Annotated in this window: 24 protein-coding genes; 11 read left to right on the forward strand and 13 right to left on the reverse strand. The window is 65.4% G+C overall.

Annotated elements, in window-relative coordinates; genetic code table 11:
- Positions 1 to 28 precede the first annotated feature (28 nt).
- Positions 29 to 955 carry a transcriptional regulator MetR gene (gene metR, locus QMX85_RS00235; RefSeq protein ID WP_090229768.1) on the reverse strand — a complete coding sequence of 309 codons (927 nt, stop codon included), beginning with the start codon at positions 953 to 955 and terminating at the stop codon, positions 29 to 31.
- 121 nt (positions 956 to 1,076) lie between these two features.
- Between metR and metE the strand changes: the two genes are divergently transcribed.
- The 4 genes from metE (at position 1,077) to QMX85_RS00255 (ending at position 6,927) form a co-directional block, all read left to right on the forward strand.
- Positions 1,077 to 3,365 (forward strand): 5-methyltetrahydropteroyltriglutamate--homocysteine S-methyltransferase, encoded by a 2,289-nt coding sequence (gene metE / locus QMX85_RS00240; protein ID WP_282338097.1) that lies wholly within the window; start codon positions 1,077 to 1,079, stop codon positions 3,363 to 3,365.
- A gap of 183 nt (positions 3,366 to 3,548) precedes the next feature.
- A complete protein-coding gene (locus QMX85_RS00245; RefSeq protein WP_282338098.1) occupies positions 3,549 to 5,444 on the forward strand; it encodes a potassium transporter Kup in 1,896 nt (631 codons plus the stop codon).
- 79 nt (positions 5,445 to 5,523) lie between these two features.
- Positions 5,524 to 5,994 carry a Cys-tRNA(Pro) deacylase gene (gene ybaK / locus QMX85_RS00250; RefSeq protein WP_282338099.1) on the forward strand — a complete coding sequence of 157 codons (471 nt, stop codon included), beginning with the start codon at positions 5,524 to 5,526 and terminating at the stop codon, positions 5,992 to 5,994.
- Positions 5,995 to 6,144: 150 nt separating this feature from the next.
- Positions 6,145 to 6,927: a PhzF family phenazine biosynthesis protein gene (locus tag QMX85_RS00255; protein ID WP_282338100.1), complete on the forward strand. Its 783-nt coding sequence runs from the start codon at positions 6,145 to 6,147 to the stop codon at positions 6,925 to 6,927.
- A 46-nt stretch (positions 6,928 to 6,973) separates the two neighbouring features.
- Here QMX85_RS00255 and QMX85_RS00260 read toward each other — a convergent pair whose 3' ends face one another.
- The 4 genes from QMX85_RS00260 to QMX85_RS00275 all read right to left on the reverse strand — a co-directional run bounded on the left by QMX85_RS00260 (position 6,974) and on the right by QMX85_RS00275 (position 10,080).
- On the reverse strand, positions 6,974 to 8,071 hold the full coding sequence (locus QMX85_RS00260; RefSeq protein ID WP_282338101.1) for an ABC transporter ATP-binding protein: 1,098 nt from the start codon (positions 8,069 to 8,071) through the stop codon (positions 6,974 to 6,976).
- The gene (gene argF / locus QMX85_RS00265; protein WP_273228614.1) at positions 8,068 to 8,988 is read right to left on the reverse strand and encodes an ornithine carbamoyltransferase; all 921 of its coding nucleotides are present in this window, start codon (positions 8,986 to 8,988) and stop codon (positions 8,068 to 8,070) included. Before argF ends, QMX85_RS00260 begins: the two co-directional genes overlap by 4 nt.
- A gap of 348 nt (positions 8,989 to 9,336) precedes the next feature.
- Entirely contained in the window at positions 9,337 to 9,639 is a 303-nt protein-coding gene (locus tag QMX85_RS00270; RefSeq protein ID WP_090229753.1) for a hypothetical protein, read from the reverse strand.
- 90 nt (positions 9,640 to 9,729) lie between these two features.
- Positions 9,730 to 10,080, reverse strand: a complete 351-nt coding sequence (locus QMX85_RS00275; protein WP_282338103.1) for a hypothetical protein — start codon at positions 10,078 to 10,080, stop codon at positions 9,730 to 9,732.
- A 297-nt stretch (positions 10,081 to 10,377) separates the two neighbouring features.
- Between QMX85_RS00275 and QMX85_RS00280 the strand changes: the two genes are divergently transcribed.
- From QMX85_RS00280 to grxD, 5 genes are all read left to right on the forward strand, one after another.
- Entirely contained in the window at positions 10,378 to 10,845 is a 468-nt protein-coding gene (locus tag QMX85_RS00280) for a response regulator (protein WP_282338104.1), read from the forward strand.
- Positions 10,846 to 10,850: 5 nt separating this feature from the next.
- Positions 10,851 to 11,096, forward strand: coding sequence for a hypothetical protein (locus tag QMX85_RS00285; protein WP_282338105.1), 246 nt, complete (start codon positions 10,851 to 10,853; stop codon positions 11,094 to 11,096).
- Between the two features lie 140 nt (positions 11,097 to 11,236).
- Positions 11,237 to 11,611, forward strand: a complete 375-nt coding sequence (locus tag QMX85_RS00290; protein ID WP_282338106.1) for a response regulator — start codon at positions 11,237 to 11,239, stop codon at positions 11,609 to 11,611.
- Positions 11,612 to 11,767: 156 nt separating this feature from the next.
- On the forward strand, positions 11,768 to 13,876 hold the full coding sequence (locus QMX85_RS00295; RefSeq protein ID WP_282338107.1) for a molybdopterin oxidoreductase family protein: 2,109 nt from the start codon (positions 11,768 to 11,770) through the stop codon (positions 13,874 to 13,876).
- 94 nt (positions 13,877 to 13,970) lie between these two features.
- Positions 13,971 to 14,297 carry a Grx4 family monothiol glutaredoxin gene (grxD, locus tag QMX85_RS00300; RefSeq protein WP_090229736.1) on the forward strand — a complete coding sequence of 109 codons (327 nt, stop codon included), beginning with the start codon at positions 13,971 to 13,973 and terminating at the stop codon, positions 14,295 to 14,297.
- Between the two features lie 99 nt (positions 14,298 to 14,396).
- Here the strand turns inward: grxD and bfr are convergent, their stop codons facing one another.
- From bfr to pyrC, 4 genes are all read right to left on the reverse strand, one after another.
- Positions 14,397 to 14,867 carry a bacterioferritin gene (gene bfr, locus QMX85_RS00305; protein WP_282338110.1) on the reverse strand — a complete coding sequence of 157 codons (471 nt, stop codon included), beginning with the start codon at positions 14,865 to 14,867 and terminating at the stop codon, positions 14,397 to 14,399.
- Between the two features lie 196 nt (positions 14,868 to 15,063).
- Positions 15,064 to 15,279 carry a bacterioferritin-associated ferredoxin gene (locus tag QMX85_RS00310; protein WP_282338112.1) on the reverse strand — a complete coding sequence of 72 codons (216 nt, stop codon included), beginning with the start codon at positions 15,277 to 15,279 and terminating at the stop codon, positions 15,064 to 15,066.
- A 311-nt stretch (positions 15,280 to 15,590) separates the two neighbouring features.
- Positions 15,591 to 16,265 carry a ribonuclease T gene (gene rnt / locus QMX85_RS00315; RefSeq protein WP_090229730.1) on the reverse strand — a complete coding sequence of 225 codons (675 nt, stop codon included), beginning with the start codon at positions 16,263 to 16,265 and terminating at the stop codon, positions 15,591 to 15,593.
- Complete coding sequence (pyrC, locus tag QMX85_RS00320; protein WP_282338116.1) at positions 16,262 to 17,308, reverse strand: dihydroorotase; 1,047 nt, start codon at positions 17,306 to 17,308, stop codon at positions 16,262 to 16,264. The genes rnt and pyrC overlap by 4 nt, the downstream gene beginning before the upstream one ends.
- 184 nt (positions 17,309 to 17,492) lie before the next feature.
- Between pyrC and QMX85_RS00325 the strand changes: the two genes are divergently transcribed.
- Both QMX85_RS00325 and QMX85_RS00330 read left to right on the forward strand, forming a co-directional pair.
- Positions 17,493 to 18,440, forward strand: a complete 948-nt coding sequence (locus tag QMX85_RS00325; protein WP_282338118.1) for an OmpA family protein — start codon at positions 17,493 to 17,495, stop codon at positions 18,438 to 18,440.
- 117 nt (positions 18,441 to 18,557) lie between these two features.
- Positions 18,558 to 19,775, forward strand: coding sequence for an argininosuccinate synthase (locus QMX85_RS00330; RefSeq protein ID WP_282338120.1), 1,218 nt, complete (start codon positions 18,558 to 18,560; stop codon positions 19,773 to 19,775).
- A 117-nt stretch (positions 19,776 to 19,892) separates the two neighbouring features.
- Here QMX85_RS00330 and gloA read toward each other — a convergent pair whose 3' ends face one another.
- From gloA to cobN, 4 genes are all read right to left on the reverse strand, one after another.
- On the reverse strand, positions 19,893 to 20,279 hold the full coding sequence (gloA, locus tag QMX85_RS00335) for a lactoylglutathione lyase (protein ID WP_282338122.1): 387 nt from the start codon (positions 20,277 to 20,279) through the stop codon (positions 19,893 to 19,895).
- Positions 20,280 to 20,344: 65 nt separating this feature from the next.
- The gene (locus QMX85_RS00340) at positions 20,345 to 20,668 is read right to left on the reverse strand and encodes a DUF2149 domain-containing protein (RefSeq protein ID WP_282338124.1); all 324 of its coding nucleotides are present in this window, start codon (positions 20,666 to 20,668) and stop codon (positions 20,345 to 20,347) included.
- Positions 20,668 to 21,144, reverse strand: coding sequence for a MotA/TolQ/ExbB proton channel family protein (locus QMX85_RS00345; protein WP_282338125.1), 477 nt, complete (start codon positions 21,142 to 21,144; stop codon positions 20,668 to 20,670). Before QMX85_RS00345 ends, QMX85_RS00340 begins: the two co-directional genes overlap by 1 nt.
- Positions 21,141 to 25,022 (reverse strand): cobaltochelatase subunit CobN, encoded by a 3,882-nt coding sequence (gene cobN, locus QMX85_RS00350; protein ID WP_282338408.1) that lies wholly within the window; start codon positions 25,020 to 25,022, stop codon positions 21,141 to 21,143. The genes QMX85_RS00345 and cobN overlap by 4 nt, the downstream gene beginning before the upstream one ends.
- Between the last annotated feature and the right edge of the window lie 26 nt (positions 25,023 to 25,048).

The raw sequence follows: 25,048 nt of genomic DNA on the forward strand, positions 1-25,048 counted from the left end.
CCGCTAACCCACCCTACGGTTGCCTCTTTCAGCGGTTCTTCGCCGCGGCGCTGACGCCTTCCAGCGTGGCGAAGGAGGTGTCCTTGGCGGTGAGCAAGAAGTCGCGCATGAACGGCGCATCCAGCATGTCGCTGCGGATGCCGGCGTAGAGCGTCGCGTACAGGCCTTTCTCGCCGAGGCGGCGGGCGGTGACGTAGCCGCGCGAGCTGTATTCATGGATCGCCCAGTTCGGCAGGCAGCAGACGCCGCGCCCCGAAGCCACCAACTGCATCATCATCACCGTCAGTTCCGAGGTGCGTACCTGGGCCGGCTCGATGTCGGCCGGCTCGAGGAAGCGGGTGAAGATGTCCAGGCGATCGCGTTCCACCGGATAGGTGATGAGGATCTCCTTCTCCAGGTCTTCCGGCAGCACGAAGGGTTTGCTCGCCAGCGGGTGCTGGTTGGCCACCGCCAGCAGCGCTTCGTAGGTGAACAGCGGCACGTAGGTGATGCCCGGCAGTTCCAGTGGATCGGCGGTCACTACCAGGTCCAAGTCGCCGCGCGCCAGCGCCGGCAGCGGCGCGAAGGAGAAGCCGGAAGCCAGGTCCAGTTCGACCTCCGGCCAGCCATCGCGGAACTGGTCGATGGTCGGCATCAGCCACTGGAAGCAGCTGTGACACTCGATGGCCATGTGCAGCCGGCCGGCGGTGCCGCCCGCCAGCCGCGTGAGGTCGCGCTCGGCGGCGCGCAACTGCGGCAGCAGCGAGTCGGCCAGTTGCAGCAGGCGCAGCCCGGCGCTGGTGAAGCGCACCGGTTTGGTCTTGCGCACGAACAGCGACATCCCCAGCCGATCCTCAAGTTCCTTGAACTGGTGGGAGAGGGCGGACTGGGTCAGGTGCAGGCGTTCGGCGGCTTCCACCAGGCTGGCGGATTCGCGCAGGGCGTGAAGGGTCTTCAGATGGCGAAGTTCGAGCATGGAGGACTGACTCCGGCTGCTTTTGGATGAGCAGAATTTGTGATGAAAGAGAACAGGTTGAGTTTGTCTCATGTGGGCGCTGCCGTCGACACTACCTCCCATCAATCGGATGGAGATATTCATGGCACTCGCCCACAACCTCGGCTTTCCCCGCATCGGTCGCGACCGCGAACTGAAGAAAGCCCTCGAAGCCTTCTGGAAGGGTGAACTCGACGAAAGCGGGCTGCGTGCGGTCGGCAGCGCATTGCGCGCCGCACACTGGCAATTGCAGAAGGATGCCGGCATCGAATTGCTGCCCGTGGGCGATTTCGCCTGGTACGACCAGGTGCTCACCCACTCGCTGATGTTCGGCGCGATCCCCCAGCGCTTTCGTCCGGCAGGCGGCCTGCCCACGCTGGACACCCTGTTCGGCATGGCGCGCGGCGTCAGTTCCAGCTGCTGCGGTGGCGCGCATGCGGCCGAGATGACCAAGTGGTTCGATACCAACTACCACTACCTGGTCCCCGAATTCGGCGCCGACCAGCAGTTCCGCCTGTCCTGGGAGCAACTGTTCGAGGAGGTCGCCGAGGCGCGGGCGCTGGGCCATGCGGTCAAGCCGGTGCTGATCGGGCCGCTGACCTACCTGTGGCTGGGCAAGGAGAAGGAGGCCGGCTTCGACAAGCTCGACCTGCTCGAACGGCTGCTGCCGGTGTACGGCGAAGTGCTCGGCCGGCTGGCCGCGCAGGGCGTCGAATGGGTGCAGATCGACGAGCCGATCCTCACCCTCGACCTGCCGCAGGCGTGGAAGAATGCCTTCGAGCGCGCCTACAACCTGCTGCAGCACGCGCCGCTGAAGAAACTCCTGGCCTCCTATTTCTCGGCACTCGATGACAACCTCGGGCTGGCGGTGAATCTGCCAGTGGACGGCATCCACGTCGACCTGGTGCGCGCGCCGGAACAGTACCCGACGATTCTCGACCGCCTGCCGACCTACAAGGTGCTGTCCCTAGGCCTGGTCAACGGGCGCAACGTCTGGCGGTGCGACCTGGACAAGGCGCTGGACGTGCTGCGCCCGGCCGCCGAACGGCTCGGCGAGCGCCTCTGGGTGGCGCCGTCCTGCTCGCTGCTGCACAGCCCGGTCGACCTGGACCGCGAGGACCGTTTCGACGATGAGCTCAAGAGCTGGCTGGCCTTCGCCGTGCAGAAGTGTGCCGAAGTGTCGATCCTGGCCCGCGCGCTGGAGGAGCCGAATGCTGCCGACGTGCAGGCCGCGCTGCGCACCAGTCGCGCCGTGCAGGCCAGCCGCGCCGCCTCGCCGCGCATCCACAAGCCGCAGGTGCAGGCGCGTCTGGCGGCGATCCGGCCGGTCCACGCGCGGCGCCAGTCGCCGTTCGAAACGCGTATCGAGCTGCAGCGCGAGCGCCTGCGCTTGCCGGTGTTCCCGACCACCACCATCGGTTCCTTTCCGCAGACCTCGGCGATCCGCCTGGCGCGGCAGTCGTTCAGGCAGGGCAGGCTGTCGGTGGCGGAGTACACCGAGGCGATGCACAGCGAAATCCGCCACGCCGTTCAGGTGCAGGAGCGCCTCGGCCTGGACGTGCTGGTGCATGGCGAGGCCGAGCGCAACGACATGGTCGAGTACTTCGCCGAGCAGCTCGACGGCTATGCGTTTAGCCGTTTCGGCTGGGTGCAGAGCTACGGTTCGCGCTGCGTGAAGCCGGCGCTGATCTACGGTGACCTGAGCCGCCCGCACGCCATGACGGTGGACTGGATCCGCTACGCGCAAGGCCTCACCGAGAAGGTGATGAAGGGCATGCTGACCGGGCCGGTGACCATGCTGATGTGGTCGTTCCCGCGCGAGGACGTGTCGCGCGAGGTGCAGGCGCGGCAACTGGCGCTGGCGATCCGCGACGAAGTGGTCGACCTGGAAGCCGCCGGCATCCGCATCATCCAGATCGACGAGGCGGCGTTCCGCGAGGGCCTGCCGCTGCGCCGCGAACACTGGCAGCACTACCTCGACTGGGCCACCGAGGCGTTTCGCCTGTGCGCCTCCGGCGTGCGCGACGAGACGCAGATCCACACCCACATGTGCTACAGCGAGTTCAACGACGTGATCGAGTCCATCGCCGCGATGGATGCCGACGTGATCACGATCGAGACGTCGCGCTCGGACATGGAGCTGCTGGAGGCGTTCGAGGCCTTCGCCTACCCGAACGACATCGGCCCCGGCGTCTATGACATCCACTCGCCGCGCGTGCCGGAAACTGCGGAGATGGTCGGCCTGCTGAGCAAGGCGGCGCGGCGGATTCCCACCGAGCGTCTGTGGGTGAACCCGGATTGCGGCCTGAAGACCCGCGGCTGGGCGGAAACCGAACAGGCGCTGGCGAACATGGTCGCCGCCGCGCGGCAATTGCGCAGCCAACTGGCCTGAGTTCGGCTCGCCCCTGGGGCGGCTTCAGACAGCCGGCGTTCGGCAGGGCATCGGGGCGAGACGTGGGCATCGCCTTGCCTCGCGGCGAACCCTTGCAGGCCGCGGGCGTGGTGGCCGGGGGCTTGATCGGCCGTCGAGAGAGGCGCAGCATTCGCTCCCTTTTGTGCGGAAAAATCAGAGTCCATGAGCGAACCCACGCCCGCCGTCGCCAACGCGCATCGCCCTGCGGGGATAGGCCTTCTGATCGCCGCGGTAGGCGTCGTCTACGGCGACATCGGCACCAGCCCGCTGTACACCCTCAAGGAAGTCTTCGCCGGGCATTACGGCGTGCAGGCCAACCACGACGGCGTGCTCGGCATTCTCTCGATGATCTTCTGGTCGCTGATCTGGGTGGTCTCGATCAAGTACATGCTCTTCGTGCTGCGCGCCGACAACCAGGGCGAGGGCGGCGTGATGGCGCTCACCGCGTTGGCGCGCCGCGCCGCGGCGGGCTATCCGCGGCTGCAGAACCTGCTGATGCTGCTCGGCCTGTTCGGCGCCGCGCTGTTCTATGGCGACAGCATGATCACCCCGGCGATTTCCGTGCTCTCGGCCGTGGAAGGCCTGGAAGTGGCATTCCCCAGGGTGGCGCACTGGGTAGTGCCGCTGTCGCTGGCGCTGCTGATCGGGCTGTTTCTTATCCAGCGCCATGGCACGGCGCGCATCGGTGTGGTGTTCGGTCCGGTGATGCTGGCGTGGTTCATCGCCCTTGGCGCACTCGGGTTGTACGGCATTGTGCAGAGCCCGGAAGTGCTCAAGGCGATCAACCCGTATTGGTGCGTGAATTTCTTCCTCGCTCATCCGGGCATCGGCGTAACCGTGCTCGGCGCCGTGGTGCTGGCGCTCACCGGCGCCGAGGCGCTGTATGCGGACATGGGCCACTTCGGCCGCGCGCCTATCGCCCGCGCCTGGTTCGGCCTGGTGCTGCCGGGGCTGACGCTCAACTACTTCGGCCAGGGCGCGCTGCTGCTGGCCGACCCCGAGTCCGCACGCAACCCGTTCTTCCTGCTGGCGCCGGGCTGGGCGCTGCTGCCGCTGGTGGCGCTGTCGACCCTGGCCACCATCATCGCCTCCCAGGCGGTGATTTCCGGGGCCTTCTCCCTGACCCACCAGGCCATCCAGTTCGGCTATATCCCGCGCATGTTCATCCAGCACACGTCCAGCCATGAACGTGGGCAGATCTACATCGGCGCGGTGAACTGGGCGCTGATGGTCGGCGTGGTGCTGCTGGTGCTGGGCTTCAAGTCGTCCGGCGCGCTGGCCTCGGCGTATGGCGTGGCGGTGACCGGCACCATGCTGATCACCACGCTGCTGTTCTCGGTGGTGATGCTGCGCCTGTGGCGCTGGCCGTTGCTGGTGACGCTGCCGATCCTGCTCGGCTTCCTCCTGGTGGACAGCCTGTTCTTCGCCGCCAACGTGCCGAAGATCTTCGAGGGCGGTGCCTTCCCGGTGATCGCCGGGATGGGACTGTTCGTCCTCATGACCACCTGGAAGCGCGGTCGCGAGATCCTCGTCGAGCGTCTCGGCGAGAGCGTGCTGCCGTTGCCGACCTTCGTCGCCAGCATCCGTATCCAGCCGCCGCCCCGGGTGATGGGCACGGCGGTGTTCCTCAGCGCCCGTAGCGATGCGGTGCCGCATGCGCTGCTGCACAACATGCTGCACAACCAGGTGCTGCACGAGCAGGTGGTGCTGCTCACTGTGGTCAGCGAAGACCGCCCGCGGGTCGAGGAGGACCGGCGCTTCGAGGTCGAGGCCTATGGCGAGGGCTTCTACCGGGTGATCCTGCATTTCGGTTTCATGGAGGAGCCGGACGTGCCGCAGGCGCTGACCCTGTGCCATCTCACCGACCTGGACTTCAGCCCGATGCGCACCACCTACTTCCTCAGCCGGGAAACGGTGATCCCGACCAAGCGCATGGCCATGGCGCGTTGGCGCGAGGCGCTGTTCGCCTTCCTGCTGCGCAATGCCAACAGCAGCCTTCGCTACTTCAAGCTGCCGTTCAACCGGGTGATCGAGCTGGGCACCCAGGTGGAAATCTGAGGCGATTGACGCGGCGCGCTGCATGCGCCGCGGGCTTTGCGATAAGGTAGACAAACCCCTCCAGTACCCCGTTACGACCATGACTCCCGCCATCGATCTGCTCAAGAAAGCCCGCGCCGAACACCAGGTTCACAGCTACGTCCACGACCCCAAGGCGCAGTCCTACGGCCTGGAGGCCGCCGAGAAGCTCGGTCTTCCGGCGGAGCGCGTGTACAAGACGCTGCTCGCGGCGACGGAGAAGGGCGAACTGCTGGTCGCCGTAGTGCCGGTAGCTGGCAGCCTCGACCTGAAGGCGCTGGCCCACGCGGCGGGCGCGAAGAAGGCCGAGATGGCCGACGCCAACGCCGCGCAGCGTTCGACCGGCTACCTGGTCGGGGGCATCAGCCCGCTGGGACAGAAGAAGCGCCTGCGCACCTTCATCGACGCCTCCGCGCAGAACTTCCCGACCATCCACGTCAGCGCCGGGCGCCGCGGGCTGGAAGTGGAGCTGGCCGCCGCGGTGCTGGCCGAGCACACCGGCGGGCTGTTCGCCGCCATCGGCCGCGGCTGAACGCGCCGTCCGCTCACGGATGGCTCAGGCGACCCTGCGAGGGTCATCCGTACAGCGGCTTGTATCGCCATAAAAGTTCGAAACTGTATCGCTCGCCATTTCGGTCGAACGGGCATGCTTTGCCACCACCGTTCAGCAATGGAGCCCGATATGCCCCTCGCTTTCCACCAGGTCGATGCCTTCTCCGACACCCCGTTCGCCGGCAACCCGGCGATGGTCTATCGCCTTGATCGATGGCTCGACGACGCGCTGATGCAGCGCATCGCCGCCGAACACAACCTGGCGGAAACCGCCTTCGTGGTGCGCGAGGGGGCCGCCTGGCACATCCGCTGGTTCACCCCGACCGCCGAGGTGCCGTTGTGCGGCCACGCGACTTTGGCCAGCGCCCACGTGCTGTTCGAGGTATACCGCGAACCGGGTGAGCGCATCGATTTCACCTGTCGCAGTGGCCAACTGGCGGTGACGCGGGAGGAGGGGCGGCTGGTGCTGGACTTTCCCGCCCAGGCGGCGACGCCCGTCGCCATTCCCGAGGGCCTGGAAAGCATCCTCGGGCAGAAGGTGTCTGCCGTATTCGATGCGCCGCAGTTGCTCGTGCTCCTCGAATCGGAGGACGCGGTACGCGCTTGCGTGCCTGACTTGAAGAGCCTCGCCAGCCAGGACTGGCCGACCGTGATGATCACCGCGCCGGGCAGCGAGTACGACTTCGTCTCGCGTAACTTCGCCCCGGCGATCGGTATCGACGAGGACCCGGTGACCGGCTCGGCGCATTGCATCCTGATTCCCTACTGGGCGCAGCGGCTCGGCAAGAACGAACTGCGGGCATACCAAGGCGGCGCGCGGGGAGGGCAGCTGTGGTGTCTGCTGGAAGGCGAACGGGTGAAGATCGGCGGCTACGCGACGCTGGTGGCCAGCGGGCAACTGCACATCGCTTGAGCGCGGCGATCGAATCGCCCGGCGCGCAGGCGTCGGGCGAGCTGCTTCAGGCCATGCCGCCGCAGCGGCGCACGCCTATCTGCTCTGAGGACGTCTCGCCCTGGGCGGGGTAGAGCACCAGATGCTCGGCGGCGACACGGATACCGACGTCCTGGCCGGGCAGGAACTCGGTCTGGCTCGGGAAGATCGATTCCAGCTGGCAGCCAGTCGGCAGTTGCAGGCGATACAGCGTCGCCGCGCCGAGGAAGGTGCGCCCGAGGATACGCGCTTTCAGCGCGCTGCCCGGATCGAGGGTGATGTCGTCCGGGCGCAGCAGCACGTCCACCTGCGTCCCGCTTTCCCAGGCATAGGCGCGGTTGCCGCGCAGTTCGCCGAGTTCGGTGTGCACGCAGTCCGGACCGGTCATCCGGCCGGGAATGAAGTAACCCTGGCCGATGAAGCTGGCGACGAAGGGCGTCGCCGGCTCGTGGTAGAGATTGAACGGCGTATCCCACTGCTCCAGATGCCCGCGGTTGAACACCCCGACCTGATCGCTCACGGCGAAGGCTTCTTCCTGATCGTGGGTGACCAGGATGGCGCTGGTGCCACGCGCCTTGAGTATGTCGCGCACCTCATGGCTCAGGCGCCGGCGAAGTTCGCCATCGAGGTTGGAGAAGGGTTCGTCGAGCAGCAGCAGCTGGGGCTCCGGCGCCAGCGCGCGGGCCAGCGAAACACGTTGCTGCTGGCCGCCGGACAGTTCGTTCGGATAGCGCTTGGCCAGCACACCGAGGTTGACCATGTCCAGCAACTCGGCGGTGATGCGCTCGCGGTCGGGGTTCTGGCGAATGCCGAAGGCGACGTTCTGCGCCACGCTCAGATGGGGGAATAGGGCGTAGTCCTGGAAGACCATGCCGATGCGCCGTTTCTCCGGCGCGACGGTGAAGCCGGGGCGGGAAATCACCTCGCCCGCCAGGCGAATCTCGCCCTCCTGCACCGGCTCGAAGCCGGCGATGGCGCGCAGCGTGGTGGTCTTGCCGCAGCCGGACGGGCCGAGCAGACAGCCGATGTCGCCCGCATTCAGGTGCAGGTTGAGGGTCGTCACCACGCGCTGCTCCTGGTAGCCGCAGGCGAGGTCGCGCAGGTCGAGCAGGAGGTCGTGTTTCATGCGTAGTGGTAAGCCGGTTCGACGAGGAATTCGAGAAGCGCCTTCTGCACGTGCAGCCGGTTCTCCGCCTGGTCCCAGGCCACCGAGAAGGGCTGATCGAGCAGGTCTTCGCTGATCTCCTCGCCGCGGTGCGCCGGCAGGCAGTGCATGAACAGCACGTCTTCGGCGGCACCGGCGAGCAGTTCGCGGTTGACCTGATAGGGGCGGAACAGCGCCAGGCGGGCGGCGGTTTCATCTTCCTGGCCCATGGACGCCCAGACATCGGTGCACACCAGGTGCGCGCCGGCCACGGCCTGGTGCGGGTCGCGCATCACCTGCACGCGATCGCCGGCCTGGGCCAACAGCGTGGCGCTCGGCTCGTAACCTTCTGGGCAGGCGACGCGCAGCTGGAAGTCGAACTGCTGGGCCGCTTCGATATAGCTGTTGCACATGTTGTTGCCGTCGCCGATCCACGCCACCGTCTTGCCGGCGATGCTGCCGCGGTGTTCGTGGTAGGTCTGCATGTCGGCGAGCAACTGGCAGGGGTGGAGGTCATCGGACAGTCCGTTGATCACCGGCACCCGCGAGTTGGCGGCGAATTCGGTCAGGGTGTCGTGGGCGAAGGTGCGGATCATCACCGCGTCGAGCATGCGCGACATGACCTTGGCGCTGTCGGCGATCGGCTCGCCGCGGCCGAGCTGGGTGTCACGCGGCGAAAGGAAGATCGCCTGGCCGCCCAGCTGGATCATGCCGGCTTCGAAGGACAGCCGGGTCCGCGTCGAGGCCTTCTCGAAGATCATCCCGAGGACGCGGTTCTTCAGCGGCTCGAAGAGCACGCCGCGGTCGCGCAGGTCCTTCAGCTCGCTGCCTCGGCGGATCAGCCCGACCAGTTCCTGGGGGGTGAAGTCCATCATCGAGAGGAAGTGCCTGACGCTCATGTTCATTACCTTGACTGCACCGGACGCTGTCCGGACATCCTGTTTTCACGAAAAATACGACGACCTACGGCTTGAGGCCGCACGGTGCGACGAAACGGGGAAGGCGCGATGTTATAAAAAAATGTCGCTTCACGCCATGCTGGAACCTGTCACCGCCGGGTTTGCGGCCTGTTGCGGCTTGGCGGGCGAGGGCTTGTGCACTCCCCGGTTTGCCAATCCCGGCAGGACCGACGGCTAGCCTTTTCCAGGTGAAAAAGCGCCAGCGCGAAGCGCGAAGGGAGCATTTGTACACTGCGCCTGCGTCGCTTGGCAATGAACGCAACGGCAGGCGTGGGAGGGGCTTTCGGTCTACCAAGAGGTCTGCTGCATCCCCTTGCTTTCGGCTTCGCGGCGCATTTCGGATACGGCGATGACCATCGCCTCGAGCTTCTCGTCCTGGGCGCTGCGGTCCTGCAAGGTCTTCTCGAGGGCGACTCGTTCAGCCTCCAGCGTACGGACACGCTCGGCGGCGGCCTGCGCCTCGGCAACCTGACGCGCGGTGTAACTGTCTATCAGGGCGAGACTGATCTGGTAACCGGCGGTGCCGATGGCCAGGGCGCCGGCGACGCTCAGAACTCTGATCTTGAAGGTGCGGGAAAGGCGGATTGCCATGGCATTCGCTCCTTGAGGGACGGGGCGATGCTAACGCAGAGGCGCAGCAACGAAAAGCCCGCACGAAGCGGGCTTTTGCTTCACCCGCGACTACCAGCGCGGGCGTGGCGGACCATAGTAGTAGCCCCGCGGCGGGCCGTAGTGCGGCGGCATGCGCACCACGGGATACGCCTGGTAGTACACCGGCACCGGCTGGTAATAGACGGGCGGCGGCGGTGGATAATAAGCCGGCTGAACCGGGTAGTAGGTGACGGGCGGCGGTGCCGCCTGGACGTAGACCCGTTCCGGCGGTCTTTGTGAAGCGACTAAGACCCCGCCTACCACAGCCCCGACTACGGCTCCCATTACCGCGTTGTCCGAGCCATGCCCATGAGCTGCGGCCTGTCCGCTGAGAGCGAGGCTGCCGACCAGGAGAGCGACCTGGGGGATGCGACCAAACATGTGTTCCTCCTGCCCGGGGAATAGGTTCCGGGGCGATATATCTGACCGCTAAACAAGCGCGTCGTGGAGTGGTCATAGGTAAAGGTTGTGTAAGCCCGGACCGGTGGTCAAACGTTGCACGAATGCACGTGTCTGCCTGCCATCGACCCTGCGCAGTCGGCGTCTTGGAGATGCCGCTCGTCGCCGCTGGCACGCCAAGTGGCCAATCGCCACGTACTGTAACCGGTCATTGAGAGCCGCTGTTTTGCCGGGTTCTTCCTCCGAAAGCGGCTATTCCATCGATATCAAGAGAGATGTATGGACGAAGATTTGTTGAGCAAGGAGGAGCAGAAAGCATTGTCCGAGGTGGTTCACGAACCGGAGATCTCGCGGCCCGCGGTGCTTCTGGTCGACGATGACGAAGCGTTCCGTGAACTGCTTGCCGAAGTCTTCCATATCCACGGAATTCTTTGTTTTCCGGCCGATGGCGTCGAGTCCGCCATTCGCCTGCTGAAAAAACGCGCGACCATCTCGCTGATCGTCACCGATTTGCGCATGGGGCCCAGTGGGGGCCTGGAGCTGGTGCGCTGGGTGCGCGAGTCGTCACGTTCTGAGCTGCCCGTCGTGATCATGTCCGGCCAGGCGGACATGCAGGATGCGATCGATGCGATGCACCTCAACGTCATCGACTTCCTGCTCAAGCCGGTGGATTTGCAGAACATGCTCGCCGTGGTCCGTCGTGAACTGCACATCGAGGATCAACCGGCGCCGGACTTCGGGGCCTGAGTCGCATGACCGAAAAGGAGCTGCTCGCTGCGCTGACACGCCTGATCGCAACGGACGACCTGCCGGACTTCACGCCCTCGGTGACCGGGGCGCTGCTCTTCGACACGCTACTGGACAACTGGGATGAGCTGAGCCCCGCCGTGCGTGGCCAACTGATGCTGGTTCTGGGCATTCTGACCAGGGAACTGTCCGCTGAATCCAAGGCGGAGCGCACCACCGCGCAGATACTTGAGCGGCTCACCCGGCGCTGAGTTTTCCTCGCTCGACTTTGCACTCTTCCTTTTGTCCGCATACGTCACTCGCCGGAATTAACGCCGCCCGGCCGGGTCTGTAAAAAATGAGCGGTACGTGGTCTCGATGAAAATGCCAACAAACTTTAGCGGTGTCCGTTTTGCCTAAGTCCATCCTCGTTGTTGATGACGAACCGTCGATCCTTTCGCTTCTGGTGGAGCACTTGGAGGGGAGCGGCTATGAAGCGTTCGGTGCCGAGACCGCGCAGCAGGCGATTGCCCTGCTGGATGGTCACTATTCAGTCGACCTGCTGATCTCGGATTTCCGTCTGAACGACGGCATGAACGGTCTGATGGTCGCTGAGGCGGCGCTGCGCTCGCTGCCGGACATCAAGGTGCTGTTCATCAGCGGGCACCCCTACGAAGTGTGGGAAGCCGAGAGCTTCAAGCAGATGAACGCGCTGCTGCTCGGCAAGCCTTTCATGCTCGACCAGCTCGATCATTCGATCGACGAGTTGCTCGCCGTCTCCGAGTGACGGCGCCACGCACCAGACCCCGGCGCGGGAATCGGCGTACATGATGCCGGTCGATTCATGCCGCGAAGGCTCATGGTGGACTCCTTCATTTAGCGCCATAGTCTCGTCATCCGCCGACCCGACCGGTCGGCTAGAACAACAAGACGAGGCGTGCCCATGAGCCGAACCCTCCATCACCGTGCGTGCCACCTGTGCGAAGCCATCTGCGGTCTGAACATCGAAACCGAGACCCAGGCCGACGGTTCTCAGCGCATCCTCTCGATCAAGGGCGACCCTGAAGACAGTTTCAGCCGCGGGCATATCTGTCCCAAGGCCGTTGCCCTGCAGGATATCCAGGACGACCCCGACCGACTGCGCCAACCGATGCGCCGGGTGGGCAACGAATGGGAACCGATGGCCTGGGACGAAGCGTTCGCCTACGCCGCCGAGCGCCTGGCCGATATCCAGCAGCGCCACGGGCGCAACGCGGTGGCGGTGTATCAGGGCAACCCCAGCGTGCATAACTACGGGCTGATGACCCACAGCAACTACTTCCTGGGCCTGCTGAAAACCCGCAACCGCTACTCGGCCACCTCGGTCGACCAACTTCCGCACCATCTCACCAGTCACCTGATGTACGGCCACGGCTTGCTGATACCGGTTCCGGACATCGATCACACCGACTTCATGCTGATCCTCGGCGGCAACCCGCTGGCCTCCAATGGCAGCATCATGACCGTGCCGGACGTGGAAAAGCGCCTGAAGGCCATCAAAAGCCGGGGCGGTAAGTTGGTGGTGGTCGACCCCCGGCGCAGCGAGACCGCGGCTATAGCCGACCAGCATCTGTTCGTCAGGCCCGGCCAGGACGCGGCGCTGCTGTTCGGCCTGCTCAACACCCTGTTCGAGGAAAACCTCACCCGCGGCACCCATTTGCCGGTGGCGGGCCTGGATGAAGTCCGCCGCGCCGTGGCGCCCTTCAATGCCGAACTCATGGGCCCGCGTTGCGGCATCCCGGCCGAACAGATCCGCCAACTGGCACGGGACTTCGCCAACGCCGACAAGGCGGTGTGCTACGGCCGGATGGGCGTCTCCACCCAGGCGTTCGGCACGCTTTGCCAATGGCTGGTGCAGATGATCAACCTGGTCAGCGGAAACCTCGATCGCGAAGGCGGCGTGCTGTGCACGGAGCCCGCGGTCGACCTGGTGGCGAGCACGTCCGGCGGGCATTTCAATTATTGGCAGAGCCGCGTCTCCGGTCTTCCCGAGTACGGTGGCGAGTTGCCGGTTTCAGCGCTCGCCGAGGAAATCCTCACGCCCGGCGAAGGGCAGGTTCGGGCGTTGATCAGCGTGGCCGGCAACCCGGTGCTTTCCACACCCAACGGCCGGCAGATGGAGCAGGCGCTGGACGGACTGGAGTTCATGCTCAGCGTCGATTTGTACATCAACGAGTCGACCCGCTACGCCGACCTGATCCTGCCGCCGACCTCGCCGCTGGAGCACGACCACTACGATTCCACCTTCAACCTGCTGGCTGTGCGCAACGTCACGCGCTTCAACGAGCCGGTGCTGGCCAAGCCGCAGGGCGCGTTGGACGACTGGGAAATCTTCGTCGGCCTGGCCGAGGCCTTCGCGGAGAAGACCGGCGTCGAACTGAAACCGACCATGCCGCCGCAGCAGATGATCGACATGGGCCTGCGCTACGGCCCGCACGGCGATCGCTCGCCCCGGCAACTGAGCCTCGCACGCCTGCGTGACTACCCGCACGGCCTCGACCTCGGTGCGCTCAGACCGAACCTGGCGGCGAGGCTGAAGACGCCGTCGGGCAAGGTCGAGGCCGCGCCAGCCTTGCTGCTGAGCGACCTGCCGCGTTTCGCGGCGGTCGAACAGCCGGTGGCGGGCGAGCTGCTGCTCATCGGTCGCCGCCATGTACGCAGCAACAATTCCTGGATGCACAACTATCACCGGCTGGTGAAGGGTAAGCCCCGCCATCAGTTGCTGATGAATCCGCAGGATTTGACTTCGCGCGGTCTGGCCGATGGGCAGCGGGTGCGGGTCAGCTCGCGGGTGGGGCTGATCGAGGTCGAGGTCGCCGCCAGCGAGGACATGATGCCCGGCGTCGTAAGCCTGCCGCATGGCTGGGGACACGCGCGCCCCGGCGTGCAGGCCCGCATCGCCAGCGCGCAACCGGGCGCCAGCGCCAACGACCTCACCGATGAACGCGAACTCGATGCGTTGTCCGGCAATGCCGCGTTGAATGGTGTGCCCGTGCGGGTGGAGGCCGCCTGAGCGCAATGCCGGGGTTGAGCGTCGGCGGCGGCTTTCCGTTACAATGCCGCCACCGTGCCGGCCATTGGGTCGGATAGTCAGCCGAGGTGACCCCATGGATATCATCGAAACCATCAAAGAGCAGATCGCCAACAACACCGTCCTGCTGTACATGAAAGGCTCGCCGAACGCCCCGCAGTGTGGCTTCTCGGCTCGCGCTACCCAGGTGCTGATGGCTTGTGGCGAGAAATTCGCCTACGTGGACATCCTGCAGAACCCTGAAATCCGCGCGAACCTGCCGAAGTACGCGAACTGGCCAACCTTCCCGCAACTGTGGGTCGGTGGTGAGCTGGTTGGCGGCAGCGACATCCTTGCCGAGATGTTCGAGAAGGGCGAGCTGCAGCAACTGATCAAGGCTGCCACCGGCAAAGCCGACGCCTGATCAGTGCCCCGTAAGCAGAAACCCCGCCTCGGCGGGGTTTTCTGTTTCTGCAGGCATGAAAAAGGCGGGCCTAGGCCCGCCTCTTTCAATCGCTGCGAATTACTCGTCCATCTGCGACTGCAGGTAGTTCTCCAGGCCTACCTTGTCGATCAGGCCCAGCTGGGTTTCCAGCCAGTCGATGTGTTCTTCTTCGGACTCGAGGATGTCCTCGAGCATGTCGCGGGTCGCGTAGTCACCGACGCTCTCGCAGTAGGCGATGGCCGATTTCAGATCCGCATGTGCCTTCTGCTCCAGGTTGAGGTCACACTGAAGCATTTCCTTGGTGTTCTCGCCGATCAGCAGCTTGCCCAGTTCCTGAAGGTTGGGCAGGCCCTCGAGGAAGAGGATGCGCTTGATCAGCTTGTCCGCATGCTTCATCTCGTCGATGGACTCGTGGTACTCGTGCTTGCCGAGTTTTTCCAGGCCCCAGTCCTCATACATGCGCGCATGCAGGAAATACTGGTTGATGGCGATGAGCTCGTTGCCGAGGATTTTGTTCAGGTGCTGGATGACTTGCTTGTCGCCTTTCATGGCCGGGTCCTGTCGCAAGGTGAGGGCAGGCTCGAAGTTTGTCGCGGTGAAAAGGTTAAGTCAAACCTAAGTTATTGAATTTCAAGAATATTAAAATCCGAATGAGAATGTTTGAGTTCCGCATCGCGACGCTAAACCGTTGAATTCAGGCATAAAAAAACCGGACAGAGCGTCCGGTTGTTTGAGGTTCGGGTCTTCAGGCGGCAACAAAATTACCCGAGAAATTCGTCGCGGCCTGGCTTTGAGCCTCGCCGATTGTGTCGCGTACGACCTGTTTGGCGAGGCAGGCGCACTTGCCGCATTGCTTGCCTACGCCCAAGGTCTCGCGCACATCACGGTAGCTGCAGCAGCCTTCGTAGATCGCATCGCGGATTTGTCCGTCGGTGACACCTTGGCAGAGGCAGACATACATAGATAAGGGCTCATCAGGTTGAGTCGATGGAGCGATACTAATTTAAATGAGAATGATAGTCAAAGGATCGGGCCTCGCATTCACGTTCGAAGATAGTCGATAAGAATCAATTGGTTACGTGATCATGAGGCTCGAGATCAGGGCCTTGCGCCAGATAATGCAGGGCTGGCGATGAGCGGTTGCCTGATTTCAGTGCCAGCGTGCTGGCCGGGAGGCAGCCGCGGGTAACGCGGGGGCGTAGTGGTAGATCGCACTATTCGCAGGCGTAAAAAAGCCCGGTCCTACCGGGCTATTTTCTGGGGCGATAACGATCAGTCGTCGAAGTCTTCCCAGCCGCCCATCTGTTTCCAACGGTTGACGATGCCGCAGAACAGCTCGGCGGTCTTCTCGGTGTCGTAGCGAGCGGAGTGGGCTTCGCGGCCGTCGAAATCGATTCCGGCGGACTGGCAGGAGCGCGCCAGCACCGTCTGCCCGTAGGCGAGGCCGGAGAGCGTAGCCGTATCGAAGCTGGAGAACGGATGGAACGGGTTGCGCTTGATGCCGGTGCGCGCCACCGCGGCGTTGAGGAAGCCGAGGTCGAAGGCGCTGTTGTGCCCGACCAGGATCGCCCGTTTACAGCCATTGGCTTTCACGGCCTTGCGCACGCCACGGAAGATGTCGGTGAGCGCGGTTTCCTCGCTGACGGCCATGCGCAGCGGATGGTCGAGCTTGATGCCGGTGAATTCCAGCGCGGCCGCTTCGATGTTCGCGCCCTCGAACGGCTCGACGCGAAAGAAATGGGTGTGCTCGGGGAACAGGAAGCCGTCCTGATCCATGCCGATGGTCACCGCGGCGATTTCCAGCAGCGCATCGGTGGCGGCGTTGAAGCCCCCGCATTCCACGTCCACGACCACCGGCAGATAGCCGCGGAAGCGCAGCGCCATCGGATGGCGCGGGCCGCTCGGCAGGCTGCCGTCGAGTTCGTCGTCGTACTGATCTTCACTCACGCATTGGTCTCCAGCAGGCGCCAGCGCAGGGTTTCCCCAGCGCGCAGGGGTACTACGGCATGTTCGCCGAAGGGCAGGGTAGCGGGGGCTTTCCAGTCTTGGCGAACCAGGGTGATGCGATCCTGGTTGCGTGGAAGGCCGTAGAAGTCGGCGCCGAAGTGGCTGGCGAAGGCCTCCAGGCGCGACAGCGCGTTGCGTTGGTCGAACGCTTCGGCGTACAGCTCGATGGCGGCGTAGGCGGTGTAGCAGCCCGCGCAGCCGCAGGCGTTTTCCTTGGCATGCTGCGCGTGGGGCGCCGAGTCGGTGCCGAGAAAGAACTTCGGATTGCCGCTGGTGGCCGCGCCGAGCAGGGCTTCCTGGTGCGTGTTGCGCTTGAGGATCGGCAGGCAATAGAAGTGCGGGCGGATGCCGCCGACCAGCATGTGGTTGCGGTTGTACAGCAGGTGGTGGGCGGTTATGGTCGCGCCTACGTTGGCCGGCGCGGACTCGACGAACTGCACGGCTTCCCGGGTGGTGATGTGCTCGAAAACCACCTTCAGCGTGGGGAAGCGTTCGACCACGCGACGCAGGTGCTCGTCGATGAAGACCTTCTCCCGATCGAACACATCGATCTCGCCCCGCGTCACCTCGCCGTGCACCAGCAGCGGCATGCCGCATTCGGCCAGGGCTTCGAGCGCCGGGAAGATCTTGTCGATGCTGGTCACGCCGGAGTCCGAATTGGTCGTCGCGCCGGCCGGGTAGAGCTTGGCGGCGTACACGAATCCCGATGCCTTGGCCGCGTGGATGTCCTCGGGCTGGGTACGGTCCGTGAGGTAGAGCACCATCAGCGGCTCGAAGCGACTGCCTTGCGGCCGCGCGGCGAGGATGCGTGCGCGATAACCGGCGGCTTCTTCGGCATTGCGTACCGGCGGCACCAGGTTGGGCATGACGATCACGCGCGCGAAGCTGCGGGCCGCATCGCCGACGGTAAACGGCAGCGCCGCGCCGTCGCGCAGGTGAATGTGCCAGTCGTCGGGGCGCAGCAGGGTAAGGCGGTCGGACATGAAGGTTTCCAAACGGTGAAAGCTGTCGGGAATGCTACCGGAAAAGCGCTGTGGCGGCACGCCGCAGTTCCGTGCGCCGCCGCCTGGGACGCCGATTCGCAGGGTTGGCGAGGCCATGCTGGCCATTCGCCGAAGCGCGTCGCGACCTTCAAGTTTTCCGCCAAGGCACCGATACCCATCGGGAATGTGGTTTTTCATCGTGGAGCCTCCCGTGCGCCAGCGTTATTTCGCCCTGCTCTGTGCGTTCGCCTGCGCGCCCGCCGCCGCCGTTTCTTTCCAGACGCGTCTGGAAAAGGCCGAGTGGCAGGTGCTGGGCGATCAGTTCGAATGCCGCCTGTCGCAACCCATCACCGACTTCGGCAGCGGAGAGTTCGTGCGCAAGGCCGGCGAGCAGGCGGTGTTCCGTCTGAATGCCCGCGAGCACTGGCTGGACAGAGGGTCTGCGACGCTGCTGGCTGCGGCGGCGCCCTGGCAGCCGGGACGCGGCGACATCAACCTCGGTGCGGTGACGGTGGGAAATGGCGACGTGCCGTTCAGCAGCACCCAGCAGCAGGCCGGACGCCTGCTCACCGGGCTGCTGGAAGGGCGCAGCCCGCTGGTTCGCCATCGCACGCTGCAGGGCGGCGACAGCCTGGAAGTCCGCCTGCTGCCGACCAACTTCAGCAAGGCCTACAATGACTACCTCGGCTGTACCGCCAAGCTTCTGCCGGTCAACTATGACCAGGTGAAGCAGGCGACGCTGGGCTTTCCCGGCGGCGGTGCCGAACTGGATGACACCACCCGCGCCAAGCTCGACATCATCCTGCAATTGGTCAAGGCCGACCCGAGCATCAACCGCTTCAGCCTCGACGGTTACTCCGACAACAGCGGCAACCGCCTGAGCAACCGCGACCTCTCGCGGCGCCGCGCCCTGGCGGTAGAGGAGTACCTCAAGGCCAACGGCATCGGCGAAGAGCAGATCACCGTGCGCTTCTACGGCGAACAGTATCCGCTGGTGCCCAATACCAGCGCGGCCAATCGCGAGAAGAACCGCCGCGTGACCTTGCACCTGTCGCGCGAAACGGCGCCGAGCAAGCCGCCCGAGCCGGCGGCGCCTGCGCCGACGCCACCTGCTGCCGCCGGTACGTCCTGAGTCCTGCGGCGGGGCGCTCCTCTGTCGCCGAGCTGTCTTTGCCTGTCGCGCCCCTGTAAATCGGACCGCGCGGTCGGTAGAATCCACGGTTTTCGTACAACCCCGTGGAGCGATGGCATGGCGGACGTGAAGAAGGTAGTCCTGGCTTATTCCGGTGGCCTGGACACCTCGGTGATTCTGAAGTGGCTGCAAGACACCTATAACTGCGAAGTGGTGACCTTCACCGCCGACCTCGGTCAGGGCGAAGAGGTCGAGCCGGCCCGCGCCAAGGCCCAGGCCATGGGCGTCAAGGAAATCTACATCGACGATCTGCGCGAAGAGTTCGTCCGCGATTTCGTCTATCCGATGTTCCGCGCCAACACCGTCTACGAAGGCGAGTACCTGCTGGGTACCTCTATCGCCCGTCCGCTGATCGCCAAGCGCCTGATCGAGATCGCCAACGAGACCGGCGCCGATGCCATTTCCCACGGCGCCACCGGCAAGGGCAACGACCAGGTGCGTTTCGAGCTGGGCGCCTACGCGCTGAAACCGGGCGTGAAAGTGATCGCTCCGTGGCGCGAGTGGGACCTGCTGTCCCGCGAGAAGCTGATGGACTACGCCGAGAAGCACGCGATCCCGATCGAGCGCCACGGCAAGAAGAAGTCGCCGTACTCCATGGATGCCAACCTGCTGCACATCTCCTATGAAGGCGGCGTGCTGGAAGACACCTGGACCGAGCACGAAGAAGACATGTGGCGTTGGACCAAGTCGCCGGAAGCGGCGCCGGATACTCCGACCTACATCGAACTGACCTACAAGGCCGGTGACATCGTTGCCATCGACGGCAAGGAAATGAGCCCGGCTACCGTGCTCGCCGAACTCAACCGCATCGGCGGCGAGAACGGCATCGGCCGCCTGGACATCGTCGAGAACCGCTACGTGGGCATGAAGTCCCGCGGCTGCTACGAAACCCCCGGCGGCACCATCATGCTCAAGGCGCACCGCGCCATCGAGTCGATCACCCTGGACCGCGAAGTCGCTCACCTCAAGGATGAGCTGATGCCCAAGTACGCCAGCCTGATCTACACCGGTTACTGGTGGAGCCCTGAGCGTCTGATGCTGCAGAAGATGATCGATGCGTCCCAGGCCAGCGTGAACGGCGTGGTTCGCCTGAAGCTGTACAAGGGCAACGTCATCGTCACCGGGCGCAAGTCCGACGACTCGCTGTTCGATGCCAATATCGCCACCTTCGAGGAAGACGGCGGTGCCTACAACCAGGCGGACGCGGCGGGCTTCATCAAGCTCAACGCCCTGCGCATGCGCATCGCCGCCGGCAAGGGCCGCACGCTGTTCTGAGCGGCCGGCAATCCGGCCACCGGCGGGCCTGCCAGGTCCCCCAGGTGCACGGCAACGCATAAGAAAACCCCGGCCTCGCGCCGGGGTTTTTGCGTTTCAGGGCATCGCAATCGTGGATCAGGTCGACTTTTCGATCAGCTCGATCTTGTAGCCGTCGGGATCCGCGACGAAGGCGATCACCGTGGTGCCGTGCTTCATCGGGCCGGCTTCGCGGGTGACACTGCCGCCGTTGTTGCGGATGTCGTCGCAGGCTTTCGCCGCATTATCCACTTCGATGGCGATGTGGCCGTAGCCGGTGCCGATCTCGTAGCTTTCCACGCCCCAGTTGTGGGTCAGTTCGATGGCGCTGTGTTCGGCCTCGTTGCCGTAGCCGACGAAGGCGAGGGTGAACTGGCCTTCGGGGTAGTCGTTGCGGCGCAGCAGCGTCATGCCCAGTACGCGGGTGTAGAAGTCGATGGAGCGGTCCATGTCGCCCACTCGAAGCATGGTGTGTAGAAGTCGCATGGTGGTTCCTCATCAGGCTGGCCGGCGATTATACGGCGTTCAGCCGCATCTGCGTGGCACCCGGTCTAGGGCGTCTTCGTGGCACCTTCGGGTACGTAGATCATTCGTCCGTCATCCAGGCGATAGGTGACGCCGGCCTTGGCGCCCTGGCCTTCGCCGATCTCGCCGCTGGACTCGTACCGCTTCAGTTCCTGGCCGTCCTTGATCAGCATGCGCATGTTTGCCTCGCCGGGGTTTTCCACCACCACGACGTGCTCCTGGCTGAACGGGTTGAGCGGATTCTGCACGATGACGAGCAGCAGGATGCCGATCACCACCAGGAACAGGTCGATCAGGTTGACCACCGAGAGGATCGGGTCGTCGGCGTCGTCGTGTTCGATAAAGCGCATCAGCCGATCTCCGCCACGCGCTCGATGGCGCGCAATTCCTGCAGCAGCCAGCGGCGGCGTACGGTGAGGATGAAGAAGGTGATGCTCGCCGCGATCAGCGCGAGGATCACCGCCGAGAAGGCCACCACCAGGTTCTGTCCGATGCCCCTGGCATCGCTTTCGGTGAGCGCGAGCAGCGCCGGCCCCATCGGGATCATGGTCGCCACCAGGCCGAGCATCGGCGCGCTGCGCGAGGTCACCCGCAGCCATTCCAGGCGCTGCATGATCCACAGTTCGAGGTCATCGCTGTTGCCGCCGTGCGTTCGCTGCTGCGCGGCCAGGACCGAACGGTAGCGTCCACGGTGGCGTTGCCAGGCTTCCATGGCGAAGCTGCCAAGGGCGAGAAAGGCGTGCAGCAGCGCGGCGAGAATCAGCAGCAGGACCGGCACGAGAAACAGGCGGGTGAGTTCGTAGAGGCTTGATTCGAGGGCGTTCATGGGGTTCCCGAGACGTTGCTGGAAGTAGTGAGGGGTGATGCGCGGCGGCGGTTGCTTCGTGCCTGTCGGGCGGCGCCGGCCAGCAGGGCGGCGAGCATCGCCGCCGCGCCGAGCCAGAGCTGCCAGGGCAAGCGCGGCTCGCCGGTTTCGTCGGTCACTTCATGCATGACCTGGCCGCTCACTGTGTCACCGGTGGTGGCGCCGGTGGCGCTGGAGGGGGGCGATTCGGCGGCAGGTGCCATGGCGTCCAGGCCAAAGCCGGCGCCCATCCGCTCGATGAACGCGCGGGTGACCGGTTCTCCGGCATCGGCGCCGTGCTCATGGATCAGCGCCTGCCAGCGCTCGGCCAGTTCGCGTCGGGTTTGCGGCGAGGCGTCCCAGTAGCCCTTGCGGATGGCTTCGGCCATGCGTTCGATCAACTGCGCCTGGGCGGTCGGGTTGTGTTGCTCGAACCACTGATTGACGCCGAGCTGGCGCTGGTCGTTGACGAAGGTCTCGTGCAGCGCCTGCCATTGATCGTCACGCACCATGCTGCGGTCGGCGGCCTGCCAGCCCCACAGGTTGTTGGCGACGTTCAGTATCTCCAGCGTGCCGGCGTAGCCTTCCTTCTGCATCGCCTGGATCCACTGCGGGTTCAAGTAGCGGCCGCGCAGTTCGCTGGCGAGGAACTGCGCGGCGCCGCTGGTGCGCGGCTCGGCCTGGCGCAAGTCGGCGATGTACAGCGACGGGCTGGCGCCATCCAGATGCCGCACCGCCAGGGAGAGGCCGCCGAGGAACTCGAACGGATGGTCGGTGGAAAGAACCCCGTTCAGCTCGCTGGAGCGCGCCATCACCGCCGCCTGCACGCCCTTGAGCTGCTCGGCGAAGAGGTTCTGCCCGGCGATCTTCTCGCCCCAGCTGTCGGTCCCGTAGCCGTATTGCAGGCGTGCGAGAAACTGCTCGGCGAGGGCCGAGTCGTCCTCCCAGCGCGTCGAATCGAGGGTCAGCGCGGACAAACCGGTTCCGTAGTCGCCCGCTTCGTTGCCGAACAGCCGCAGCCGCGCCAGGCGTTCGGCGCGCGCCGGCTCGATTCCCTGCCGGCGCAGCCGCTCGGCCAGCGCGTAGCTGTTGGCGGCCAGCGGATTGCCGGGCTCGTCGAGCTGCGCGAGCCGCTCCACGGCGTCGGCGAGCAGGCGCATGAAACCGTCGAACTGGTCGCGATAGACGCTGGTGACCTGCACCACGGCATCGATGCGCGGCCGGCCCAGTTCGGCGCTGGGGACGATCTCCAGCGCCGTAATGCGGTCGCCCTGATCCCATACCGGACGCAGGCCGAGCGCGTGCAGCACCTCGCTTTCGAGGATGCCGAGGTGGCGCATGGCCTCCGACGACCAGAGGCTGAAGGCAAGTTTTTCCGGCGCTCGTCCGTCGTGCTCGGCGCGGTAGCTGGCGGTCAGTTGCTCCAGCGCCTTGCCGCCGGCCTCGAAAGCGGCGCGGGTTGGCAGCTTGTCCGCCTCGAAGGCGTACAGGTTGCGGCCGCTGGGGACGTCCGGGTTGCGCAGCGGATCGCCTCCGGGGCCGGGCGCGACGAAGCCACCGGCGAGGCCGCCTAGCAGCGCTTCGATTTCGCCGGTGTCGCTGAGGTGGCGATCCAGCTGGCGCGCCCTGAGGATCTGCTGGCGCAGCGGGAGGTCATCGATGTCGGTGGGGTCTTCGCCCTCGCGCAGGTAATGCTGCAGCGTGCGATAGGGGAGGCTCGCTTGCAGGCCGGCGAAGTCGCTGACCAGCGGCTCGCGATCATGCTCGTGCAGGCTCAGCGCCTGCAGATAGGGCTCGCCCAATTGTTGCAGCACGGTGGCCAGGCGGTACTCCGGCAACGCGGGCTCGCCGAAGGTGTGCAGGCCGAGTGGGGTATTGGCTTGGGCGAGGTCGTGCAGATGGTCGTGCAGTGCGGCGAGGAAACCTGGGAAGTCCTCGCTCATGCGCGCGGCGTCCCAGCCCAGGTCGTCCTGCAGGTGGCTGTCCAGTGCCTGCTGGCGAATGCGCTCGGCGGTGGTTTCGCGTACCGCGCCTTGGTCGAGTTGCTGGTACTGGTGGATCAGCGCGTGCAGGTCGCGCATCTCGTCGTACAGCCCGGCCGGCGCGAACGGCGGCGTCTGGTGGCTGATGGTCACCGCGCGTCCGCGCCGGCGCGCCTGGATCGCCTCGCCGATGTTGTCCTGGATGTACGGGTAGAACACCGGCAGGTCTCCGAGGGCGAGGAACGGGTAGTCGTCCACCGACAGGCCGCGGTCCTTTCCGGGCAGCCATTCCTGGGTGCCGTGGGTGCCGAAATGGATCAGCGCATCGGCCCGGAAACCTTCGCGGACGAACTGGTAGGCGGCGAGGTAGAGGTGGTCCGGCGGCACCTTGGCGTCGTGATAGGCCTCGCCGGGCCGGCCTGCGCGCGGCGGTTGCGGCAGGAGCAGCAGGTTGCCCAGTGCCACGCCGGGAATGACGAACTGCGGCTGGCCATCGATCTGGCGCAGCGCCCAGTGGTTGGCCGGATCGCCCCAGCGTGCGAGCAGTTCCTGACGGCGCTCCTCGGGCAGCCCGTCCAGCCAGGCTTGGTAGCGCGACAGTGGGAAATGCATGGCCAGACCGCCGGCGAGCAGTGCGTCGAGGGTTTCCGGGTGGTAGTAGCCGCCGAGCAGGCGTTGCGCGGTCTGGATCAACTGCGCTTCGTCGCGCGGCGGCACCGTGTAGCCAGCCTGGTGCAGGGCGCCGGTCAGCCGTTCCAGGCTGCGCGGCACGTTCAGGTGGGAGGCGGCGATGTTCCTTTCGCCGTCCGGATGGTTCCAGAACATCAGCGCCAGGTGTTTTTCCTCCGCCGGCAGCCGGCGCAATCGGGCCAGGCTGTCGACCTTGCCGAACAGCGCTTCGACCTGTTCATCGATGGGCTGGGGTTCGCCGTCCTCCAGCGCGGCGATCACCAGCGGATCGCCCAGCCCCCAGCTTTCCGGCACCGTCAGCAGCGCAGCGGCGGTACGCGCGGGAATGCCGCTCTGCGCCGCGCGCCACTGCGTCCGGTCGGCGTCCCGCGCGGTGAAGGTGGTGATCGCCGGAATGCCCAGGGCGAGCAGTTCGGCCTGGCGCGCCGGTCCGTTCTGCAGGTGCTGCAGGTTGACCAGCACATCGGCATGCGCCGGTTTGAGCACACTGCTCAATGCCTTCGGGTCGCGGTCGTCGAGCCAGAACGCCAACGGCGCCTGGCCGCGTGCCTCGCTGCGGCGAATCAGCTCGTCGATCAGGCGCAGCTGGCCATCGACGAGCATGCCGCGCGGGATGGCGAAGGCGACGCGTGGTGCATCGGCTTTCCAGCGCGTGGCGCCCCAGGCGAGGTAGCCGTCGACGCGGGCGAAGGTGTCCGGGGCGTCGGGGTGGTAGAGCCCGGCTCTGGGTAGTTCGGTAGGAGGCGGAATTGCGTCGGTGCCCTGGCCGTCGCTTCGCGCGCGCAGGTAGGCGAACAAATGGCGGAAGTTGGCCTCGCCGCCGTTGCCGTAATAGCCGATCAGCCGGGAGGCCACCGCCGGCGCCAGATTGCCGGAGGCCGGCGGACCACCACCGACGCGTATCCACGGTGTTTTCGCCTGGGCGAGCCGTTCTCCCAGGCGTTGTTGCAGCTCGGCGAGGTCGGTCGGACGCGGCGTATCGAGAATCAGCAGGTCATCGTCGTCGATCCCTTGCGTCGGCGAAACCTCGCGCACGCCGTGCAGGCTGACGCCTTCTTCCGCGGCCCAGGACGCGAGCCGGTCGAGTTTGCCCTGCAGGGTGAAGCTGCCGGTCAGCACCTTCACCCGTGGCATCTCGGCCAGGGGCACACTGGTCGCCGCGCTTGCGCTCCCGGCGCTCAGAGCCAGCCAGGCGAGCGTCGTATTGATGAGTA

Source organism: Pseudomonas sp. PS02288 (assembly GCF_029959715.1).
GTDB lineage: Bacteria > Pseudomonadota > Gammaproteobacteria > Pseudomonadales > Pseudomonadaceae > Pseudomonas_O > Pseudomonas_O kuykendallii.